At 61.7% G+C, this 15,009-nt stretch carries 15 protein-coding genes; 5 read left to right on the forward strand and 10 right to left on the reverse strand.

Going from position 1 to position 15,009, the window contains the following annotated elements; all coding sequences use genetic code 11:
- Positions 1–6: 6 nt before the first annotated feature.
- Complete coding sequence (locus tag CO666_RS11860) at positions 7–480, reverse strand: hypothetical protein (protein WP_097612330.1); 474 nt, start codon at positions 478–480, stop codon at positions 7–9.
- Between the two features lie 112 nt (positions 481–592).
- Between CO666_RS11860 and CO666_RS11865 the strand changes: the two genes are divergently transcribed.
- Positions 593–1,228, forward strand: a complete 636-nt coding sequence (locus CO666_RS11865) for a trimeric intracellular cation channel family protein (protein ID WP_097612331.1) — start codon at positions 593–595, stop codon at positions 1,226–1,228.
- Positions 1,229–1,252: 24 nt separating this feature from the next.
- Here the strand turns inward: CO666_RS11865 and irrA are convergent, their stop codons facing one another.
- Positions 1,253–1,672, reverse strand: coding sequence for an iron response transcriptional regulator IrrA (gene irrA / locus CO666_RS11870; RefSeq protein WP_097612553.1), 420 nt, complete (start codon positions 1,670–1,672; stop codon positions 1,253–1,255).
- Between the two features lie 301 nt (positions 1,673–1,973).
- On the opposite strand from irrA, the gene fabA reads away from it, so the two are divergent.
- The 4 genes from fabA (at position 1,974) to CO666_RS11890 (ending at position 5,081) form a co-directional block, all read left to right on the forward strand.
- Positions 1,974–2,489 (forward strand): 3-hydroxyacyl-[acyl-carrier-protein] dehydratase FabA, encoded by a 516-nt coding sequence (fabA, locus tag CO666_RS11875; RefSeq protein WP_085735514.1) that lies wholly within the window; start codon positions 1,974–1,976, stop codon positions 2,487–2,489.
- 44 nt (positions 2,490–2,533) lie between these two features.
- The gene (gene fabB, locus CO666_RS11880; RefSeq protein ID WP_097612332.1) at positions 2,534–3,766 is read left to right on the forward strand and encodes a beta-ketoacyl-ACP synthase I; all 1,233 of its coding nucleotides are present in this window, start codon (positions 2,534–2,536) and stop codon (positions 3,764–3,766) included.
- Between the two features lie 4 nt (positions 3,767–3,770).
- Positions 3,771–4,577, forward strand: a complete 807-nt coding sequence (gene fabI / locus CO666_RS11885; RefSeq protein ID WP_097612333.1) for an enoyl-ACP reductase FabI — start codon at positions 3,771–3,773, stop codon at positions 4,575–4,577.
- Positions 4,578–4,685: 108 nt separating this feature from the next.
- Positions 4,686–5,081 (forward strand): type II toxin-antitoxin system HicB family antitoxin, encoded by a 396-nt coding sequence (locus CO666_RS11890; RefSeq protein ID WP_097612334.1) that lies wholly within the window; start codon positions 4,686–4,688, stop codon positions 5,079–5,081.
- Positions 5,082–5,084: 3 nt separating this feature from the next.
- Here the strand turns inward: CO666_RS11890 and CO666_RS11895 are convergent, their stop codons facing one another.
- The 8 genes from CO666_RS11895 to infB form a co-directional block, all read right to left on the reverse strand.
- Complete coding sequence (locus CO666_RS11895; RefSeq protein WP_097612335.1) at positions 5,085–6,101, reverse strand: class I SAM-dependent methyltransferase; 1,017 nt, start codon at positions 6,099–6,101, stop codon at positions 5,085–5,087.
- A 175-nt stretch (positions 6,102–6,276) separates the two neighbouring features.
- Positions 6,277–8,415 (reverse strand): polyribonucleotide nucleotidyltransferase, encoded by a 2,139-nt coding sequence (gene pnp / locus CO666_RS11900; protein WP_097612336.1) that lies wholly within the window; start codon positions 8,413–8,415, stop codon positions 6,277–6,279.
- A 350-nt stretch (positions 8,416–8,765) separates the two neighbouring features.
- The gene (rpsO, locus tag CO666_RS11905; protein ID WP_029531690.1) at positions 8,766–9,035 is read right to left on the reverse strand and encodes a 30S ribosomal protein S15; all 270 of its coding nucleotides are present in this window, start codon (positions 9,033–9,035) and stop codon (positions 8,766–8,768) included.
- Between the two features lie 151 nt (positions 9,036–9,186).
- On the reverse strand, positions 9,187–10,038 hold the full coding sequence (locus CO666_RS11910; RefSeq protein WP_097612337.1) for an alpha/beta fold hydrolase: 852 nt from the start codon (positions 10,036–10,038) through the stop codon (positions 9,187–9,189).
- An 82-nt stretch (positions 10,039–10,120) separates the two neighbouring features.
- Positions 10,121–11,053 (reverse strand): tRNA pseudouridine(55) synthase TruB, encoded by a 933-nt coding sequence (truB, locus tag CO666_RS11915; RefSeq protein WP_097612338.1) that lies wholly within the window; start codon positions 11,051–11,053, stop codon positions 10,121–10,123.
- 13 nt (positions 11,054–11,066) lie between these two features.
- Positions 11,067–11,471, reverse strand: coding sequence for a 30S ribosome-binding factor RbfA (gene rbfA / locus CO666_RS11920; protein WP_097612339.1), 405 nt, complete (start codon positions 11,469–11,471; stop codon positions 11,067–11,069).
- Between the two features lie 113 nt (positions 11,472–11,584).
- The gene (locus tag CO666_RS11925; protein WP_097612340.1) at positions 11,585–12,217 is read right to left on the reverse strand and encodes a YcxB family protein; all 633 of its coding nucleotides are present in this window, start codon (positions 12,215–12,217) and stop codon (positions 11,585–11,587) included.
- Between the two features lie 7 nt (positions 12,218–12,224).
- Entirely contained in the window at positions 12,225–14,984 is a 2,760-nt protein-coding gene (infB, locus tag CO666_RS11930; protein WP_097612341.1) for a translation initiation factor IF-2, read from the reverse strand.
- Between the last annotated feature and the right edge of the window lie 25 nt (positions 14,985–15,009).

Here is a 15,009-nt window from a genome sequence, read left to right on the forward strand (position 1 = left end):
GGTGAGTTATTTCTTCGAGATGGTGACGAATTTCGTGCCGCGGACGCGGGCCGTGACGATGCAGGGATCACCTTCGGTGCGGTCGCAGAAACGCGGATGCATCTTCATTGCCAGCACCATATTGCCGAAGCGCTGGACGAAGTCGTAGCCATAGATCTGCGCCGTGGCGATCATGAAATAACCGCCTTCGGCGACCTGCAGATAGAAATTATAGGTGCAGCCGTCATCATTGCATTGCGGCCCCTTCTGCCCGTCGCAGGTCAGCAGGCCCTCGTTGACCACCGCATCGATCAGGCCGTCATTGTTGATGTCCTGGCGGGTGACGAAGCCGTCGGCGAATTCGGCCGTCTTGCACTGCTCCTGGAAATGTTTCTTCTCGTAGATCTCCGGATCGGAAATCAGCGATTGCTGGGCAAGCGCGACAGCCGGCATGACAAGCAGCAGGACGATATTCAGAACGGCGAGCACCAGCGTTTTCACGGCTTTCCTCTTTTGGACAAAGGCTCTATCAGCTGGCTTTATGGCCGCGCCGCCTTGCGCCGCCCTTGCCGCCGTGGTTTTTGGTGGAACATTCCGCGGTTCCGGGGCTCGCATGTCTCTGCTCGTCTATCTCGATTATGCCGGCATTGCGCTGTTTGCCGCGACAGGCGCGCTTGCCGCCTCGCGCAAGCAGCTGGATCTGATCGGCTTTCTGTTCTTCGCCATGGTGACGGGAACGGGCGGCGGCACCGTGCGCGATATCGTGCTCGGCCGCGTGCCGGTCTTCTGGGTGCTGAACCCCGCCTATATCCTCGTCTGCTGCATCGTGGGCGTCATCGTTTTCTTCACCGCGCATCTGTTGGAATCGCGCTATCGCCTGCTGATCTGGCTGGATGCGATCGGCCTTGCCGCCTATTGCGTAATCGGCGCTGCCAAGGGCCTCGCCGCCACCGGTTCGCCGACGATCGCGATCGTCACCGGCACGCTGACGGCGACTTTCGGCGGCATCCTGCGCGATCTGATGGCAAACGAGCCTTCGGTGCTCTTGCGGCCGGAAATCTACGTGACCGCAGCCCTCGTCGGCGCTGGCGTCTTCACATTCGCCAATGCGCTCGGAATGCCGCTCTATCTGGCGTCTGCCTGCGGTGTCGTCGCAGCCTTTGCCGTGCGCGGCGGCGCCCTGTGGTTCGGCTGGACTTTCCCGACGTACAGGCACAAGCCCGGCCGGCATCCCGACGATGTCATGTGAAGACTTGGGCGGCCTTGGCTGACGTCAGCCCTGCTTTGCCCGCAGGCGGATCACCACGTCGACATGGGCGATCTCCATGCCGTCAGGCGGCTCGGGCAGATTGCCGATCGTCAGGTTGCTGACGGGAATGTCGAGCACCTCGTTCTGACCTTCGATGAAGAAATGGTGATGGTCGGAAACATTGGTGTCGAAATAGGTCTTGGCGCTCTCGACGGCGAGAACGCGAATGAGGCCAGCTTCGGTGAACTGGTGCAGCGTGTTGTAGACGGTTGCCAGCGAAACCGGCACGCCGGCGGCAACCGCCTCTTCGTGCAGTTCCTCGACGGTCAAATGCCGGTCGCCCTTGGCAAACAGGAGGTCGCCGAGCGCGACGCGCTGGCGGGTGGGGCGAAGGCCCGCGCCGCGCAGTCTCACCTCTATTGCGATCGGGAGTGTACCCGTCATCAAGACCAACTCCGGTTATTCCTGCATAAAGCAATCATGTTTCTTCAAGCGGTATAACTTTTGCATCGGAGCCTTTCAATAGTTCAATGGGGACAAGAGCCTGATAAACGCGGCAAAAACGGGCTTTTGGCGTAAATAGGTCTGGTCGCGGCCCTGGCCTTCCTGTATTCGACCACCAAATAATGGCGTAAGCCTGGTCCGGGACGATGAAGGAAGCCGCCTTGCTCGTGCTTCATTTTCTGAGGAACTTGGACTAAATGTTGACATCCATCGGCTTCACGCGGGGGGAAAAAGAAACTTTATGACGACCAGACAGTCCAGCTTCTCATACGACGAACTCATTGCCTGCGCCCATGGCGAGCTGTTCGGCCCCGGCAATGCGCAGCTTCCCCTGCCGCCCATGCTGATGGTTCACCGTATCACCGATATTTCCGAAACCGGCGGGGCCTTCGACAAGGGCTACCTCAGGGCCGAATACGACGTACGTCCCGACGACTGGTATTTCCCTTGCCATTTCGAAGGCAATCCGATCATGCCGGGCTGCCTCGGCCTCGACGGCATGTGGCAGCTGACCGGGTTCTTCCTCGGCTGGCTCGGCGAGGAAGGCCGCGGCATGGCGCTTTCGACCGGCGAAGTGAAATTCAAGGGCATGGTCAAGCCACATACGAAGCTGATCGAATATGGCATCGACTTCAAGCGTGTCATGCGCGGCCGCCTGGTCCTCGGCACCGCCGACGGCTGGCTGAAGGCGGACGGCGAGACCATATATCAGGCGGCCGACCTTCGCGTCGGTCTCTCGAAAGACAAGACGGCCTGAAACCGCACTTCAAGCGGTTCACGAAACAAAAAAGGTTTGATCAGATGAGACGGGTAGTTGTCACGGGTCTGGGTGTCGTGTCCTCGATCGGAAACGACGCCGCCGAAGTCACCGAGTCCTTGCGCCAGGCAAAGTCGGGTATTTCCTTCTCCAGCGATTTCGCCGAGCACGGCTTCAAGTGCCAGGTTTGGGGCAGCCCCAAGCTCGGCGCGGCGGAGCTGGCCGAACTGGTCGATCGCCGCGCCATGCGCTTCCTGTCGCAGGGCGGCGCCTGGAACCATGTGGCCATGAAGCAGGCGCTCGCCGATTCCGGCCTGGAAGAGAAGGACTACGCGCAGAATGAGCGCGCCGGCATCATCATGGGCTCCGGCGGTCCGTCGACCCGCACGCTGATCGAGGCGGCCGAGATCACCATGAAGAACAACAGCCCGAAGCGCATCGGCCCCTTCGCCGTGCCGAAGGCGATGTCTTCGACCGCATCGGCCACACTCGCCACCTGGTTCAAGATCCACGGCGTCAATTATTCGATCTCGTCGGCCTGCTCGACCTCGGCCCATTGCATCGGCAACGCTGCCGAGATGATCCAGTGGGGCAAGCAGGACGTGATGTTTGCCGGCGGCCACGAGGATCTCGACTGGACGATGTCCAACCTCTTCGACGCCATGGGCGCCATGTCCTCCAAGTACAATGATACGCCCGACACCGCCTCGCGCGCCTATGACGCCAACCGCGACGGTTTCGTCATCGCCGGTGGCGCCGGCGTGCTGGTGCTCGAGGAGCTGGAGCACGCCAAGGCCCGCGGCGCCAAGATCTACGCCGAAATCGTCGGCTACGGCGCCACCTCGGATGGTTACGACATGGTCGCCCCCTCGGGCGAAGGCGCCATCCGCTGCATGCGCCAGGCGCTCGCCACCGTCAAAGGCGACGTCGACTACATCAACACCCACGGCACCTCGACGCCGGTCGGCGACAGCAAGGAAATCGGCGCCATCCGCGAGGTCTTCGGCTCCAAAATCCCGCATATCCAGTCGACCAAGTCGCTGACCGGCCACTCGCTGGGTGCAGCCGGCGTGCAGGAATCGATCTATTCGCTGCTGATGATGCAGCAAGGCTTCATCGGCGAAAGCGCTCACATTTCCGAGCTCGATCCCGAATTCGAAGGCGTGCCGATTGTGCGCAAGCGTATCGACGATGCGAAGATCGATATCGCCCTCTCCAACTCCTTCGGCTTCGGCGGCACCAACGCCACGCTGGTCTTCCAGCGTTATAACGGATAACAAAATGACGGGAATCATGCAGGGTAAGCGCGGCCTCATCATGGGCGTCGCCAATAACCACTCGATCGCCTGGGGGATTTCAAAAGCTCTCGCCGCACAGGGTGCGGACCTCGCCTTCACCTATCAGGGCGACGCGCTCGGCAAACGCGTCAAGCCGCTGGCAGCCGAAGTCGGCTCGGATTTCGTGCTGCCCTGCGATGTCGAAGACGTCGCCTCGGTCGATGCGTTGGTCGATTCGATCGAGCAGCGCTGGGGCAAGCTCGATTTCATCGTCCATGCCATCGGCTTCTCCGACAAGAACGAACTGAAGGGTCTCTACGCCGATACGACGCGGGAGAATTTCAGCCGCACCATGGTCATTTCCTGTTTCTCCTTCACCGAGATCGCCAAGCGCTGTGCGCCGCTGATGGAAGACGGCGGTGCGATGCTGACGCTGACCTATAACGGCTCGACGCGCGTCATCCCGAATTACAACGTCATGGGCGTCGCCAAGGCAGCGCTCGAGGCTTCGGTGCGTTATCTCGCCGCCGACTACGGTCCGCGCGGCATCCGCGTCAACGCCATCTCCGCCGGCCCGATCCGCACGCTGGCCGGCGCCGGCATCTCGGATGCGCGCGCGATCCTCTCCTGGAACCAGCGCAATGCGCCGCTGCGCAAGACCGTGACCATCGACCAGGTCGGCAACTCGGCGCTTTACTTGCTCTCCGACCTGTCCGCCGGCGTCACCGGCGAAATCCACTTCGTCGACGCCGGCTTCAACGTCACCTCGATGCCGACACTGGAAACGCTGCGCAGGGCAGACGTCGAATAAGAATCTTATTCCGATAGCTCTGAAAGGCCATGCGCACTATAATGCGCATGGCCTTGTTGCTTTTGTCTGGGAGAGTTATCAGGCCGGATGGAACGCGAGTGACAAATCATGAAATATTTCATTGCCCTCGTGCATAAGGATAGCGACAGCGCTTTCGGGATCAGCTTTCCAGATCTGCCGTCGATCTTCTCCGCTGCCGATGAGGAAGAGGACCTGACGGCAAACGCCATCGAAGCGTTGCGTCTCTGGGCGGAGGATGAACCTCTGCCGATGCCCTCCTCATACGACGAGATCAGTTCCAGACAGGATATCCGCGACCAACTGGCCGCCGGTGCTTTTCTGACGCGTATTCCCTTTATCGAGGATACGACGCGCACCGTCCGAGCCAATGTCACCTTCGACAAAGGCATGTTGGATGCAATCGACAAGGCCGCGAAAGAGCGCGGCCTGACCCGTTCGGCTTTCCTTGCGAGCGCTGCCCGCAAGGAAATCGAAGCTGCGTAAAGCTTATTTCTTCGCCCAGAGAACCTTGAATCGGGCGTTGCGGCAAGTTTCGCCGCTTTCGCGGAAATTCGCCGCCAGAACCGGCTCGTAGGGCAGGCCGCGATTGGCGACCAGCATCAGCCGGCCGCCGCCGCGCAGAGCGGATGCGGCGGTCTTGATCATGGCCTGGCCGAGCGCCGGCTCGGCGGCGTGGCCTTCATGAAAGGGCGGGTTCATGATGACGAGGTCGTATTTGTCCTTGACCGGCTCGCCTGCGAGATCGTGCCAGAAGAAGCGCGCAGGCGCGTTCGGGCAGTTTTCCGCCAGATTGTCCCTTGCGGCCTCAAGAGCGGCGTGATCAGCCTCGTAGAGGTCGAGACGGGTCAGTCCACGCGATCTCTGTGCCAGCTCGACGGAGAGATAACCCCATCCGGCGCCGAAATCGGCAACATCGCCGCTGAAATCCTGCGGCAGGCGCGAGGCGAGCAGTTCCGATCCAGCATCGATCCGATCATGCGAGAACATGCCGGCGGTGGCATTGAAACGGCCGTCGACGCGCACCGGCGCCTTTGCCAGTTTGGAGATGATCTCGTTGGCATCGGCAGGGCGGCCGAACCAGAAGGCGACGCCGTGATATTTCGGCATGTGGTCGATCGCGAGCCCGAACCCTTCGAGGCGCTTGCGCAGCGGCTGGATGCCGTCTTCCTTGGCTCCGGCGACGACGATCAGGCCGCCGAGCCGCGTGCGGGCGATAGCGGCGGCGAGATTGGCCTCGTTCTCGCCCTTGTGCTTGGTGCAGAGCACCAGGGCGGCATCATAGTCTTCGCCGTCGATCTCGGGCTTTGCTTCGATCCGCTGTGCCAGCAGCTGCCGGTAGAGCGGCCGGAAGCCCTGGACGGCGCTGAGCGAGGCGGCAAAACCGTCAGGCAGGGCAAAGCCTGCTTCGGCGCCGAGAAAGAGCACGCGCTCGCCCTCGCCGGGCGCCTCGACCGTGCCGCTGGCAAAGGGATGGAACAGGGTCTTCAGCGTCTCGCGGCTCATGGATCTCGTCTCGTTAATCATGTCGCGCAAAAGTGTTCAGCGGTTTTGCGATCACGACATGCGGAAAATCAAGGACCTAAAGCGTGGCAGCGAAACCGAAAAATCGCGCCGCGCTTTAGAATACAAAAAGGGCGCGGAAGCATTCCCGCGCCCCGATTCAAATCTGGAAGGCGGCTTATTCGGCCGCTTCTTCCTTCTTCTTCTCGTTCGCGATTTCCTGGCCGGTGGCCTGGTCGACGACCTTCATCGACAGGCGAACCTTGCCGCGTTCGTCGAAGCCGAGCAGCTTGACCCAGACCTTGTCGCCTTCCTTGACGACGTCCTGGGTCTTGGCGACACGCTCGGCAGCAAGCTGCGAGATGTGGACGAGGCCGTCGCGGGCGCCGAAGAAGTTGACGAAGGCGCCGAAGTCGGCGGTCTTGACAACAGTGCCTTCGTAGATCTGGCCGATCTCGGGCTCGGCGACGATCGAGTGGATCCACTTGCGGGCCGCTTCGATCTCCTTGCCGGAGGAGGAGGCGATCTTGACGGTGCCGTCGTCCTCGATGTTGATCTTCGCACCGGTCTTTTCGACGATTTCGCGAATGACCTTGCCGCCGGAGCCGATGACTTCACGGATCTTGTCGACCGGGATGTTCATGACTTCGATGCGCGGAGCGAATTCGCCGAGCTGGCCACGGCTTTCGGTGATGGCCTTGGCCATTTCGCCGAGAATGTGGGCGCGGCCGCCCTGCGCCTGGCCGAGCGCGACCTTCATGATCTCTTCGGTGATGCCGGCGATCTTGATGTCCATCTGCAGCGAGGTGATGCCGTCGGCGGTACCGGCGACCTTGAAGTCCATGTCGCCGAGGTGGTCTTCGTCACCGAGAATGTCGGAGAGGACGGCGAAGCGATCGCCTTCGAGGATCAGGCCCATGGCGATGCCGGCCACCGGCTTTGCCAGCGGAACGCCGGCGTCCATCAGGGCGAGCGAGGTGCCGCAGACGGTCGCCATCGAGGACGAGCCGTTCGACTCGGTGATCTCCGAGACGACGCGCAGCGTGTAGGGGAACTGCTCAGGCGTCGGCAGCATCGGACGGATCGCCCGCCATGCGAGCTTGCCGTGGCCGATTTCGCGGCGGCCCGGGGAGCCCATGCGGCCGGTCTCGCCAACCGAGTAGGGGGGGAAGTTGTAATGGAGCAGGAAGCGCTCCTTGTACATGCCCGTCAGGCTGTCGACATATTGCTCGTCTTCGCCGGTGCCGAGCGTGGCAACCACGATCGCCTGGGTTTCGCCGCGGGTGAACAGCGCCGAACCATGGGTGCGCGGCAGGAGGCCGACTTCCGAAACGATCGGACGAACGGTTTCGAGATCGCGGCCATCGATGCGGCTCTTGGTGTCGAGGATGTTCCAGCGGACGATTTTCGCCTGCAGATGCTTGAAGATCGCGCCGACTTCCTCGGCCGTGTACTTGGCTTCGCCTTCCTCGGGCAGGAAGTGTGCCTTCACCTTCGCCTTGACGGCGTCGACGGCGGCGTAGCGGTCGGCCTTCTGGGTGATCTTGTAGGCCTGGCGAAGCTCGCCTTCGGCAAGGCCGAGCATTTCGGTTTCGAGAGCGGAGTAGTCTTCCGGCTGGAAGTCGCGCGGCTCCTTGGCGGCCACTTCGGCGAGCTTGATGATCGCGTCGAGAACCGGTTGGAAGCCCTTGTGGCCGAACATGACCGCGCCGAGCATGACCTCTTCGTTGAGTTCCTTGGCTTCGGATTCAACCATCAGCACGGCGTCGTAGGTGCCGGCGACGACGAGGTCGAGGCTCGATTCGTCCATCTCGTCGAGATGCGGGTTGAGAACATATTCGCCGTTGATGTAGCCGACGCGGGCACCGCCGACCGGGCCCATGAAGGGAACGCCGGAGAGCGTCAGTGCCGCCGAGGTGGCGACCATCGACAGGATATCGGGGTTGTTTTCAAGGTCGTGCTGGATGACGGTGACGACGACCTGCGTGTCGTTCTTGTAGCCTTCCGGGAAGAGCGGGCGGATCGGGCGGTCGATCAGGCGGGAAACGAGGGTCTCGTTTTCGCTCGGTCGTCCCTCGCGCTTGAAGTAGCCGCCGGGGATCTTGCCGGCTGCGTAGGTCTTTTCCTGGTAGTTGACGGTGAGCGGGAAGAAGTCCTGGCCGGGCTTCGGCGCCTTGGCCGAAACGACGGTGGCGAGAACGACGGTTTCACCGTAGGTGGCGAGAACCGCGCCGTCGGCCTGACGGGCGATCTTGCCGGTTTCGAGCTTCAGCGGGCGGCCGGCCCACTCGATTTCGACTGTGTGTGTATCAAACATGACTTGTCCTTCAGTGCGGGAGCACGCGCCATCGCCGATATCAAGGCGCAGCGCACAGTCGACCGCAAGCAATGTGACGTATCACGGGCAAGACAACGAGAGGCTTTTATCTCAGCTTCCCCAGGGAACCCAGTTCCCGGGAAACTGGGCCAAAGCTCTGAGAAGCCCTGGCCGAAAGCATCCGGCAATCCTGCCCCATGACAGGTCAGCGGTTGGTTTGGCAGAACCGGCCCATCCGGGTCTGCCGATCGTTCCACCGCTTGGAGATAGGGCGCGGATGGAACATTTCATCGGGAACCGTGTCCCGAAACAGATCCGGCGGACGCTCGGAAAGCGCCCGCCGGTCAATCTTAGCGGCGGATACCCAGGCTGGAGATCAGCTTGGAATAGCGGCCCTCATCCTTCTTCTTGAGATAGTCAAGAAGCGAGCGGCGGCTCGAAACCATCGTCAGCAGGCCACGGCGGGAATGGTTATCCTTCTTGTGGTCCTTGAAGTGTTCGGTCAGGTTGTTGATGCGTTCGGTCAGGATCGCGACCTGGACTTCCGGAGAACCGGTATCGCCTTCGGCGGTTGCGTATTCCTTGATCAGCGCAGCCTTACGCTCAGCAGTAATCGACATCGGGTGATCCTTTCTAAGAGAGGAGATTAAGGTCGCCAAAAGCCGGGATGCCGTCCAGCTTTGGCCGTGAATGCAAACGGGCGTACCCGATGCTGGCGCTGCCTATAAACCAAATATGGATCGATGGAAAGAGGGATCGTCCCTGGCGGCTTCAGCGGCCCGCCATGGCGCCCCGGATCATCCCGTCATAGGCTGACGGATCCTGCAGCATGGCGAAATGGCTCACATCTTTCAGGATGACGAGTTTGGCGCCCGGAATCTGCTTTGCCATCATTTCCGTATGGTCGAGTTTTACGGCTTCATCGTGATCGCCGATCGCAAGCGTGACCGGCACCGAGATCTTGGCAAGATCGGCGGCCGTCCAGGCCGGCTGGGTCGCCCACATTTCGGAGATCTGCTTGACGAAGGCGTCGTATTCGTTCGGCGTCGGCGAAAGCTTGCGGTACTGTTCGCCGGCGACGTTGATGTAGTTGTTGAAGGTCGCGTTGTCCATGACGTCGGCCTTGACGCCGTCGGTCGTGACATTGGCCGCCTGGGCAATGACGCGGGTCAATTTTTCCGGATGTTTCATCGCCATGTCGATGCCGATGATGCCGCCGTCCGACCATCCCACAAGCGTCACCTTGTCGATCTTCAGATAGTCGAGAAGGGCGACATAATCCGATGTCATCAGGTCGTAGCCGAAGGGCTGCTGGCTGCGCGTCGACCGTCCATGGCCGCGGCTGTCGGCAACGATGACCAGATGATCCCTCGCAAAATCGGCGACCTGATGACCCCAGACCTCGGCATTTCCAAGTCCGCCGTGAATGAAGAGGATCGGCTCGCCTTCACCATATTCGGCGTAATACATCTTGATGTCGTTCACATCGGCCATGCCACTTGTCTTGGCCGCCGGCATCGAAGGAAAGGCCGGAAGCTCGGCCCAGCGCTCGGCCGATTGAGCGCCTGTAAAAGTCAGGAACATCGAAAAGAACGCCAATGTGGCGATCGCAGTTACGCGCATATTCTTCCCCCTATCGGGCCGCCATAGCCCAATAGGGAAGATATCGCATCGCTGCCGGCTGACAACCGCTATCGTTGCAGGCTCAGCCGAAAACGCGCTTGGGGCGAAACTCGCCCTGGCCGATCTCGCCGATCGCAATCAGCCTGCCGCGGGCCGTGGCATAGGCTTCGCTTTCGGCAACCGGTGCATCGCGGCCACGCACCAGGATCGGGTTGCCCATCTTCAGCCGGTGCGCCTGATCGTCGTTGATGACGAGATGGGGCAGGGCCGAGAGCGCCTCGCAGGTGTCGATCAGCAGCGCGTCGAGAGCTGCCAGCCGCTCGTCCATATCTTCGATCGCCTCCAGCGCCACGAGATTGGCGAGCGGCACCATGGCCTCTTCCGAAAAGGGCGCGACGAAGGTGCGCCGCAGCCCGGATACATGGCCGTAGCAGCCGAGCTCCCGGCCGAAATCGCGCGCGAGCGCCCTGACATAGGTGCCCTTGCCGCATTCCACCTCGAAATGCGCGGTATTGGCATCCGGGCAGGCGAGCAAGGTCAGCCGGAAGATATCGACTTCGCGCGAGGGGATTTCGACGACTTCGCCTTCACGCGCCAGATCATAGGCGCGTTCACCCGATATCTTGATGGCCGAAAACTGCGGCGGCACCTGGCTGATGGTGCCGATATATCCAGGCAGGATATCGCGGATCTGCTGTTCGCTGGGGCGCTTGTCCGAGCTTTCGGTCACTTCGCCCTCGAGATCGTCGGTCGCGCGTTCCTCGCCCCAGCTGACTGTGAATTCATAGACCTTGCGGCCGTCCATCACATAGGGAACGGTCTTCGTCGCATCGCCGAGCGCGATCGGCAGCATGCCGGAGGCCAGCGGATCGAGCGTGCCGGCATGACCGGCCTTCTGTGCCTTGTAGAGCCACTTGATCTTGGAAACAGCTTCCGTCGAGCCGAAATCCACCGGCTTGTCGAGGATCAGCCAGCCGGAAATCGGCCGGCCCTTGGGTTTGCGTGGTTTGGACATCAGTCTCTTCTGTTTATTGTTCGTCATTATCGCTGTCGAGGTCGCGGCGCACCTCGGGCGAGCGCAGCAGCTCGTCGATCTTCTTGTAGTTGTCGAAGCTGGTATCATCGCGGAAGCGCACCTCCGGCATGTATTTCATTTGCCGAAGCTGCTGCCCGAGCCGGCCGCGGATATACTTCGCATGACGGTTCAAGGCCTCGATGACGACGCTGTGGTCGGAAACGCCGAGCGGCGTCACGTAAGCCGTGGCGATCTTGAGGTCGGGCGACATGCGCACTTCCGAGATCGAGATCACGGTCGCTTCGATGACGTCGTCGCGCACTTCGCCCCGCTGCAGCACCTGGGTGATTGCGGCGCGAACCTGTTCGCCAACGCGCAGCATGCGCTGCGAAGGCGCGGAAGAAGTTGCTCTGGTCATTGTTATCTCTATTTGCCGCTGCGGCTGGGAATCGAACCCGTCAAAGGAGAGCGTCCATGACTCTTTTGGCCGAAAAGGTCAAGTCGGCAGGTATCAAAAGTGAAGCCACCATCCTACTGACTACGGGCGGCGGCAAGCGCATTACGGCACAGCTCTGCGAAAGAGGCGGCATCGGCTTCGTTCAAAAATGCGGATCGTGGAACAGCGACGAAGTAGCCGACCGTATGAGTTATGAAAAAATAGCTTTTTGTCTCGATGAACTCCGAGACGGCAGTCCAATGCCACTCGCTTCTCGCGTTTGGCAGTTCGTTGACGATCGTATGTTTCCCTATGATTTGGACTCGCGGAAGTGTGACCTTGCTACCGGGCGGCAACATAGAACGGTTATGGTATCGATAGAGATTTGGAAGCAGCAGATAGAGCGACAGCATCGCTGCCCAGAACAGGAAGGCGAAATAATGTCCGAACAACGCCGTGTCGAAGCTGGAGGGGCTGAGCTTGAAGACAACGCCGGCGATCAACAGCGACGAAGCAAAAATCGCTGCGAAATAAAATAGGATAAGCCAAATGACAAAAATCCGCGTTACGAACGTCCAGATTTTCGGTCGGTTCAATCGGCGAACGACATCCAGCGCTTGAGAGGCCGCTGTCGTATCGCTCAAACTCGATTCGGTTTCGACATGCCAAAAGCCATCCACCAATTTGGCGGATGGCTTTCTTAGGAGCTTGCTGTCGTGTTGAGACATTTACCGTTTAGAGCGTGCGCGTAATATGCTCGACGCGGAAGCACTCGATGACGTCGCCGGCGCGCATGTCTTCGTAGTTTTCGAAGGCCATGCCGCATTCCTGGCCCATCGGCACTTCGGACACTTCGTCCTTGAAGCGCTTGAGGGTCTTGAGCTTGCCTTCGTGAACGACGACATCGTTGCGGATGAGACGCACGCCCGCACCGCGTTCGACCTTGCCTTCGACGACGCGGCAGCCTGCGACCTTGCCGACCTTGGTGATGTTGAACACCTCGAGGATTTCGGCATTGCCGATGAAGGTCTCGCGCCGTTCCGGAGACAGGAGGCCCGACATCGCTGCCTTCACGTCATCCACCAGGTCGTAGATGATGTTGTAGTAGCGGATTTCGATGCCTTCGCGCTCGGCGAACTGGCGTGCCTGGGTATTGGCACGAACGTTGAAGCCGATGATGGCGGCGTTCGAAGCTTCGGCGAGCGAGATATCCGACTCGGTGATGCCGCCGGCGCCCGAATGGACGATGCGGGCACGGACTTCGTCGGTGCCGAGCTTTTCCAGTGCGCCGGCAATCGCTTCGATCGAGCCCTGCACGTCGCCCTTGATGACCAGCGGGAACTCCTTGATGCCGGCGCTCTGGCGCTGCATCATCATCTGTTCCAGCGAGCCGCGCTGTCCCGACTGGCGGGCAGCCGCCTTGTCGCGGGCAAGACGCTGACGATATTCCGAGATCTCGCGGGCGCGGCTTTCGCTTTCGACGACGGCGAACTTGTCGCCCGCCTGCGGCGTGCCGGAAAGACCGAGAACCTCGACCGGGGTTGCCGGGCCGGCTTCCTTCACATGGTCGCCCTTGTCGGTGACCAGCGCACGCACGCGGCCCCAGACGTCGCCGGCGACGATGATCTGGCCCGGACGCAGCGTGCCCTTCTGGACGAGCACGGTCGCGACCGAACCACGGCCACGATCGAGCTGGGCTTCGATGACGGTACCTTCCGCCGTCCGGTTCGGATTGGCCTTGAGGTCGAGAATTTCGGCCTGCAGCAGGATCGCTTCGAGCAGCTTGTCGAGGTTCTTGCCCGTCTTGGCCGAAACCTCGACGTCGAGCACTTCACCGCCCATGGATTCCACGAAGACTTCGTGCTGGAGCAGCTGGTTGCGGACCTTCTGCGGATCGGCCTCGTGCTTGTCGACCTTGTTGATCGCAACGATGATCGGAACACCGGCCGCCTTGGCGTGGTTGATCGATTCGATCGTCTGCGGCATCACGCTGTCGTCGGCCGCGACCACCAGGATGGCGATGTCGGTCGCCTGCGCACCGCGGGCACGCATTGCCGTGAAGGCGGCGTGACCGGGTGTGTCGATGAAGGTGATCTTCTGGCCGTTCTGCTCCACCTGATAGGCGCCGATATGCTGCGTGATGCCGCCGGCTTCGCCGGAGACCACGTTGGCATGTCGGATGGCGTCGAGCAGCGAGGTCTTGCCGTGGTCGACATGGCCCATGATGGTGACGACAGGCGGGCGCGAAACCAGTTCGCCATCCTCGTCGGACACGTTGAAGATGCCAAGCTCGACGTCGGATTCCGACACGCGCCGGACCGTATGGCCGAATTCGCCGGCGATGAGTTCGGCAAGGTCGGCGTCGATGACGTCGCCCGGCTTCATCATCTGGCCTTCCTTCATCAGGTACTTGATGACGTCGACGGCGCGTTCGGACATGCGCTGCGACAGTTCCTGAATGGTGATGGTCTCAGGCAGAACGACCTCGCGCGAGATCTTCTCGCGGGTTTCCTGCATCTGGCCGCGGCGAAACTTCTCCTGCCGGCGGCGCATCGCCGAGAGCGAACGTCCGCGAGCATTGTCCTCGCCGTCGACGTTGGCGGTGGAGATCGTCAGCTTGCCGCGACGGCGTTCGTCATCGGTCTTCGGACGGGTCGTGACCGGCTTTGCCGGTTCCGGGCGAACGACGCGGCCACGGACGGGACCGCCGCGCGCTGCGCCGCCACGATCGTCGTCTTCTTTTTCGTCGCGACGGCCGCGAACGGCGCCGGGGGCAGCCGCGCCCGCTGCCGGACGGGCAGCAGCAGGTGCTCCAGCCGCATCGGACCGGCGGGCGGCAGGTGCCGACGAAGCAGGCTGCTGCGGACGCTGCGTTTCAGAGCGTGCTTCGGCCGGAGCCGGTGCGGCGGCTGCCGGCTCGGCAACGGTGGCCGGTGCCTCGGCCTGCCGGATCGCCTCTTCGGCGGCCCTGCGGGCGGCTTCTTCGGCTTCGGCTGCCTTGCGGACAATCTCTTCGGCGGCCCGGCGCTTTTCTTCCTCGGCGCGGCGGATCGCATCCTGGGCGTCACGCGCCTGGGCGTCGGCCAGCGCGCGGCGGCGGGCGTCCATCTCTTCCGGCGACAGATGGTTCAGCACCACCGGCCGCGGGCGATCGTTCTGGCGCGGCGCCTGGTAAGACTGCTGCGGACGCTGGTTGGCCTGGCTGCTATTGCTCGGCTGAACCCGCGGTGCCGGCGTCGGCTGGGGTGGGCGGGCCTGCACGGGTGCGGGCGCCGGTTCGGCAGCACGGATGGGGGCCACCGGCGCGGCTGGTGTAATCGGCTTTTCGTCTTCCGGGCGCATCGGGCGCCGCTTGCGGGTCTCGACGACGACCGCCTTGGTGCGACCTCGACCCATATCCTGGCGAACGGTGCCCTGGCTCATCCCCGATGGTTTCAGGGTAAGCGTCTTTTTGCCCGTCACGCTGATTGTCTTGTCGTCGTTACTATCGGTCATTCGTTCCCGTTCCTTCGGACAGGGA

Source organism: Rhizobium chutanense (assembly GCF_002531935.1).
In the GTDB taxonomy this organism is placed as follows: Bacteria; Pseudomonadota; Alphaproteobacteria; order Rhizobiales; family Rhizobiaceae; genus Rhizobium; species Rhizobium chutanense.

What these genes read in the sequence shown, in the direction of transcription:
- CO666_RS11865 (WP_097612331.1), top strand. Translation starts at nt 593, where the DNA reads ATGTCTCTGCTCGTCTATCTCGATTATGCCGGCATTGCGCTGTTTGCC.
- irrA (WP_097612553.1), bottom strand. Translation starts at nt 1,672, where the DNA reads ATGACGGGTACACTCCCGATCGCAATAGAGGTGAGACTGCGCGGCGCG.
- fabA (WP_085735514.1), top strand. Translation starts at nt 1,974, where the DNA reads ATGACGACCAGACAGTCCAGCTTCTCATACGACGAACTCATTGCCTGC.
- fabB (WP_097612332.1), top strand. Translation starts at nt 2,534, where the DNA reads ATGAGACGGGTAGTTGTCACGGGTCTGGGTGTCGTGTCCTCGATCGGA.
- fabI (WP_097612333.1), top strand. Translation starts at nt 3,771, where the DNA reads ATGACGGGAATCATGCAGGGTAAGCGCGGCCTCATCATGGGCGTCGCC.
- CO666_RS11890 (WP_097612334.1), top strand. Translation starts at nt 4,686, where the DNA reads ATGAAATATTTCATTGCCCTCGTGCATAAGGATAGCGACAGCGCTTTC.
- CO666_RS11895 (WP_097612335.1), bottom strand. Translation starts at nt 6,101, where the DNA reads ATGAGCCGCGAGACGCTGAAGACCCTGTTCCATCCCTTTGCCAGCGGC.
- pnp (WP_097612336.1), bottom strand. Translation starts at nt 8,415, where the DNA reads ATGTTTGATACACACACAGTCGAAATCGAGTGGGCCGGCCGCCCGCTG.
- rpsO (WP_029531690.1), bottom strand. Translation starts at nt 9,035, where the DNA reads ATGTCGATTACTGCTGAGCGTAAGGCTGCGCTGATCAAGGAATACGCA.
- CO666_RS11910 (WP_097612337.1), bottom strand. Translation starts at nt 10,038, where the DNA reads ATGCGCGTAACTGCGATCGCCACATTGGCGTTCTTTTCGATGTTCCTG.
- truB (WP_097612338.1), bottom strand. Translation starts at nt 11,053, where the DNA reads ATGTCCAAACCACGCAAACCCAAGGGCCGGCCGATTTCCGGCTGGCTG.
- rbfA (WP_097612339.1), bottom strand. Translation starts at nt 11,471, where the DNA reads ATGACCAGAGCAACTTCTTCCGCGCCTTCGCAGCGCATGCTGCGCGTT.
- CO666_RS11925 (WP_097612340.1), bottom strand. Translation starts at nt 12,217, where the DNA reads ATGTCTCAACACGACAGCAAGCTCCTAAGAAAGCCATCCGCCAAATTG.
- infB (WP_097612341.1), bottom strand. Translation starts at nt 14,984, where the DNA reads ATGACCGATAGTAACGACGACAAGACAATCAGCGTGACGGGCAAAAAG.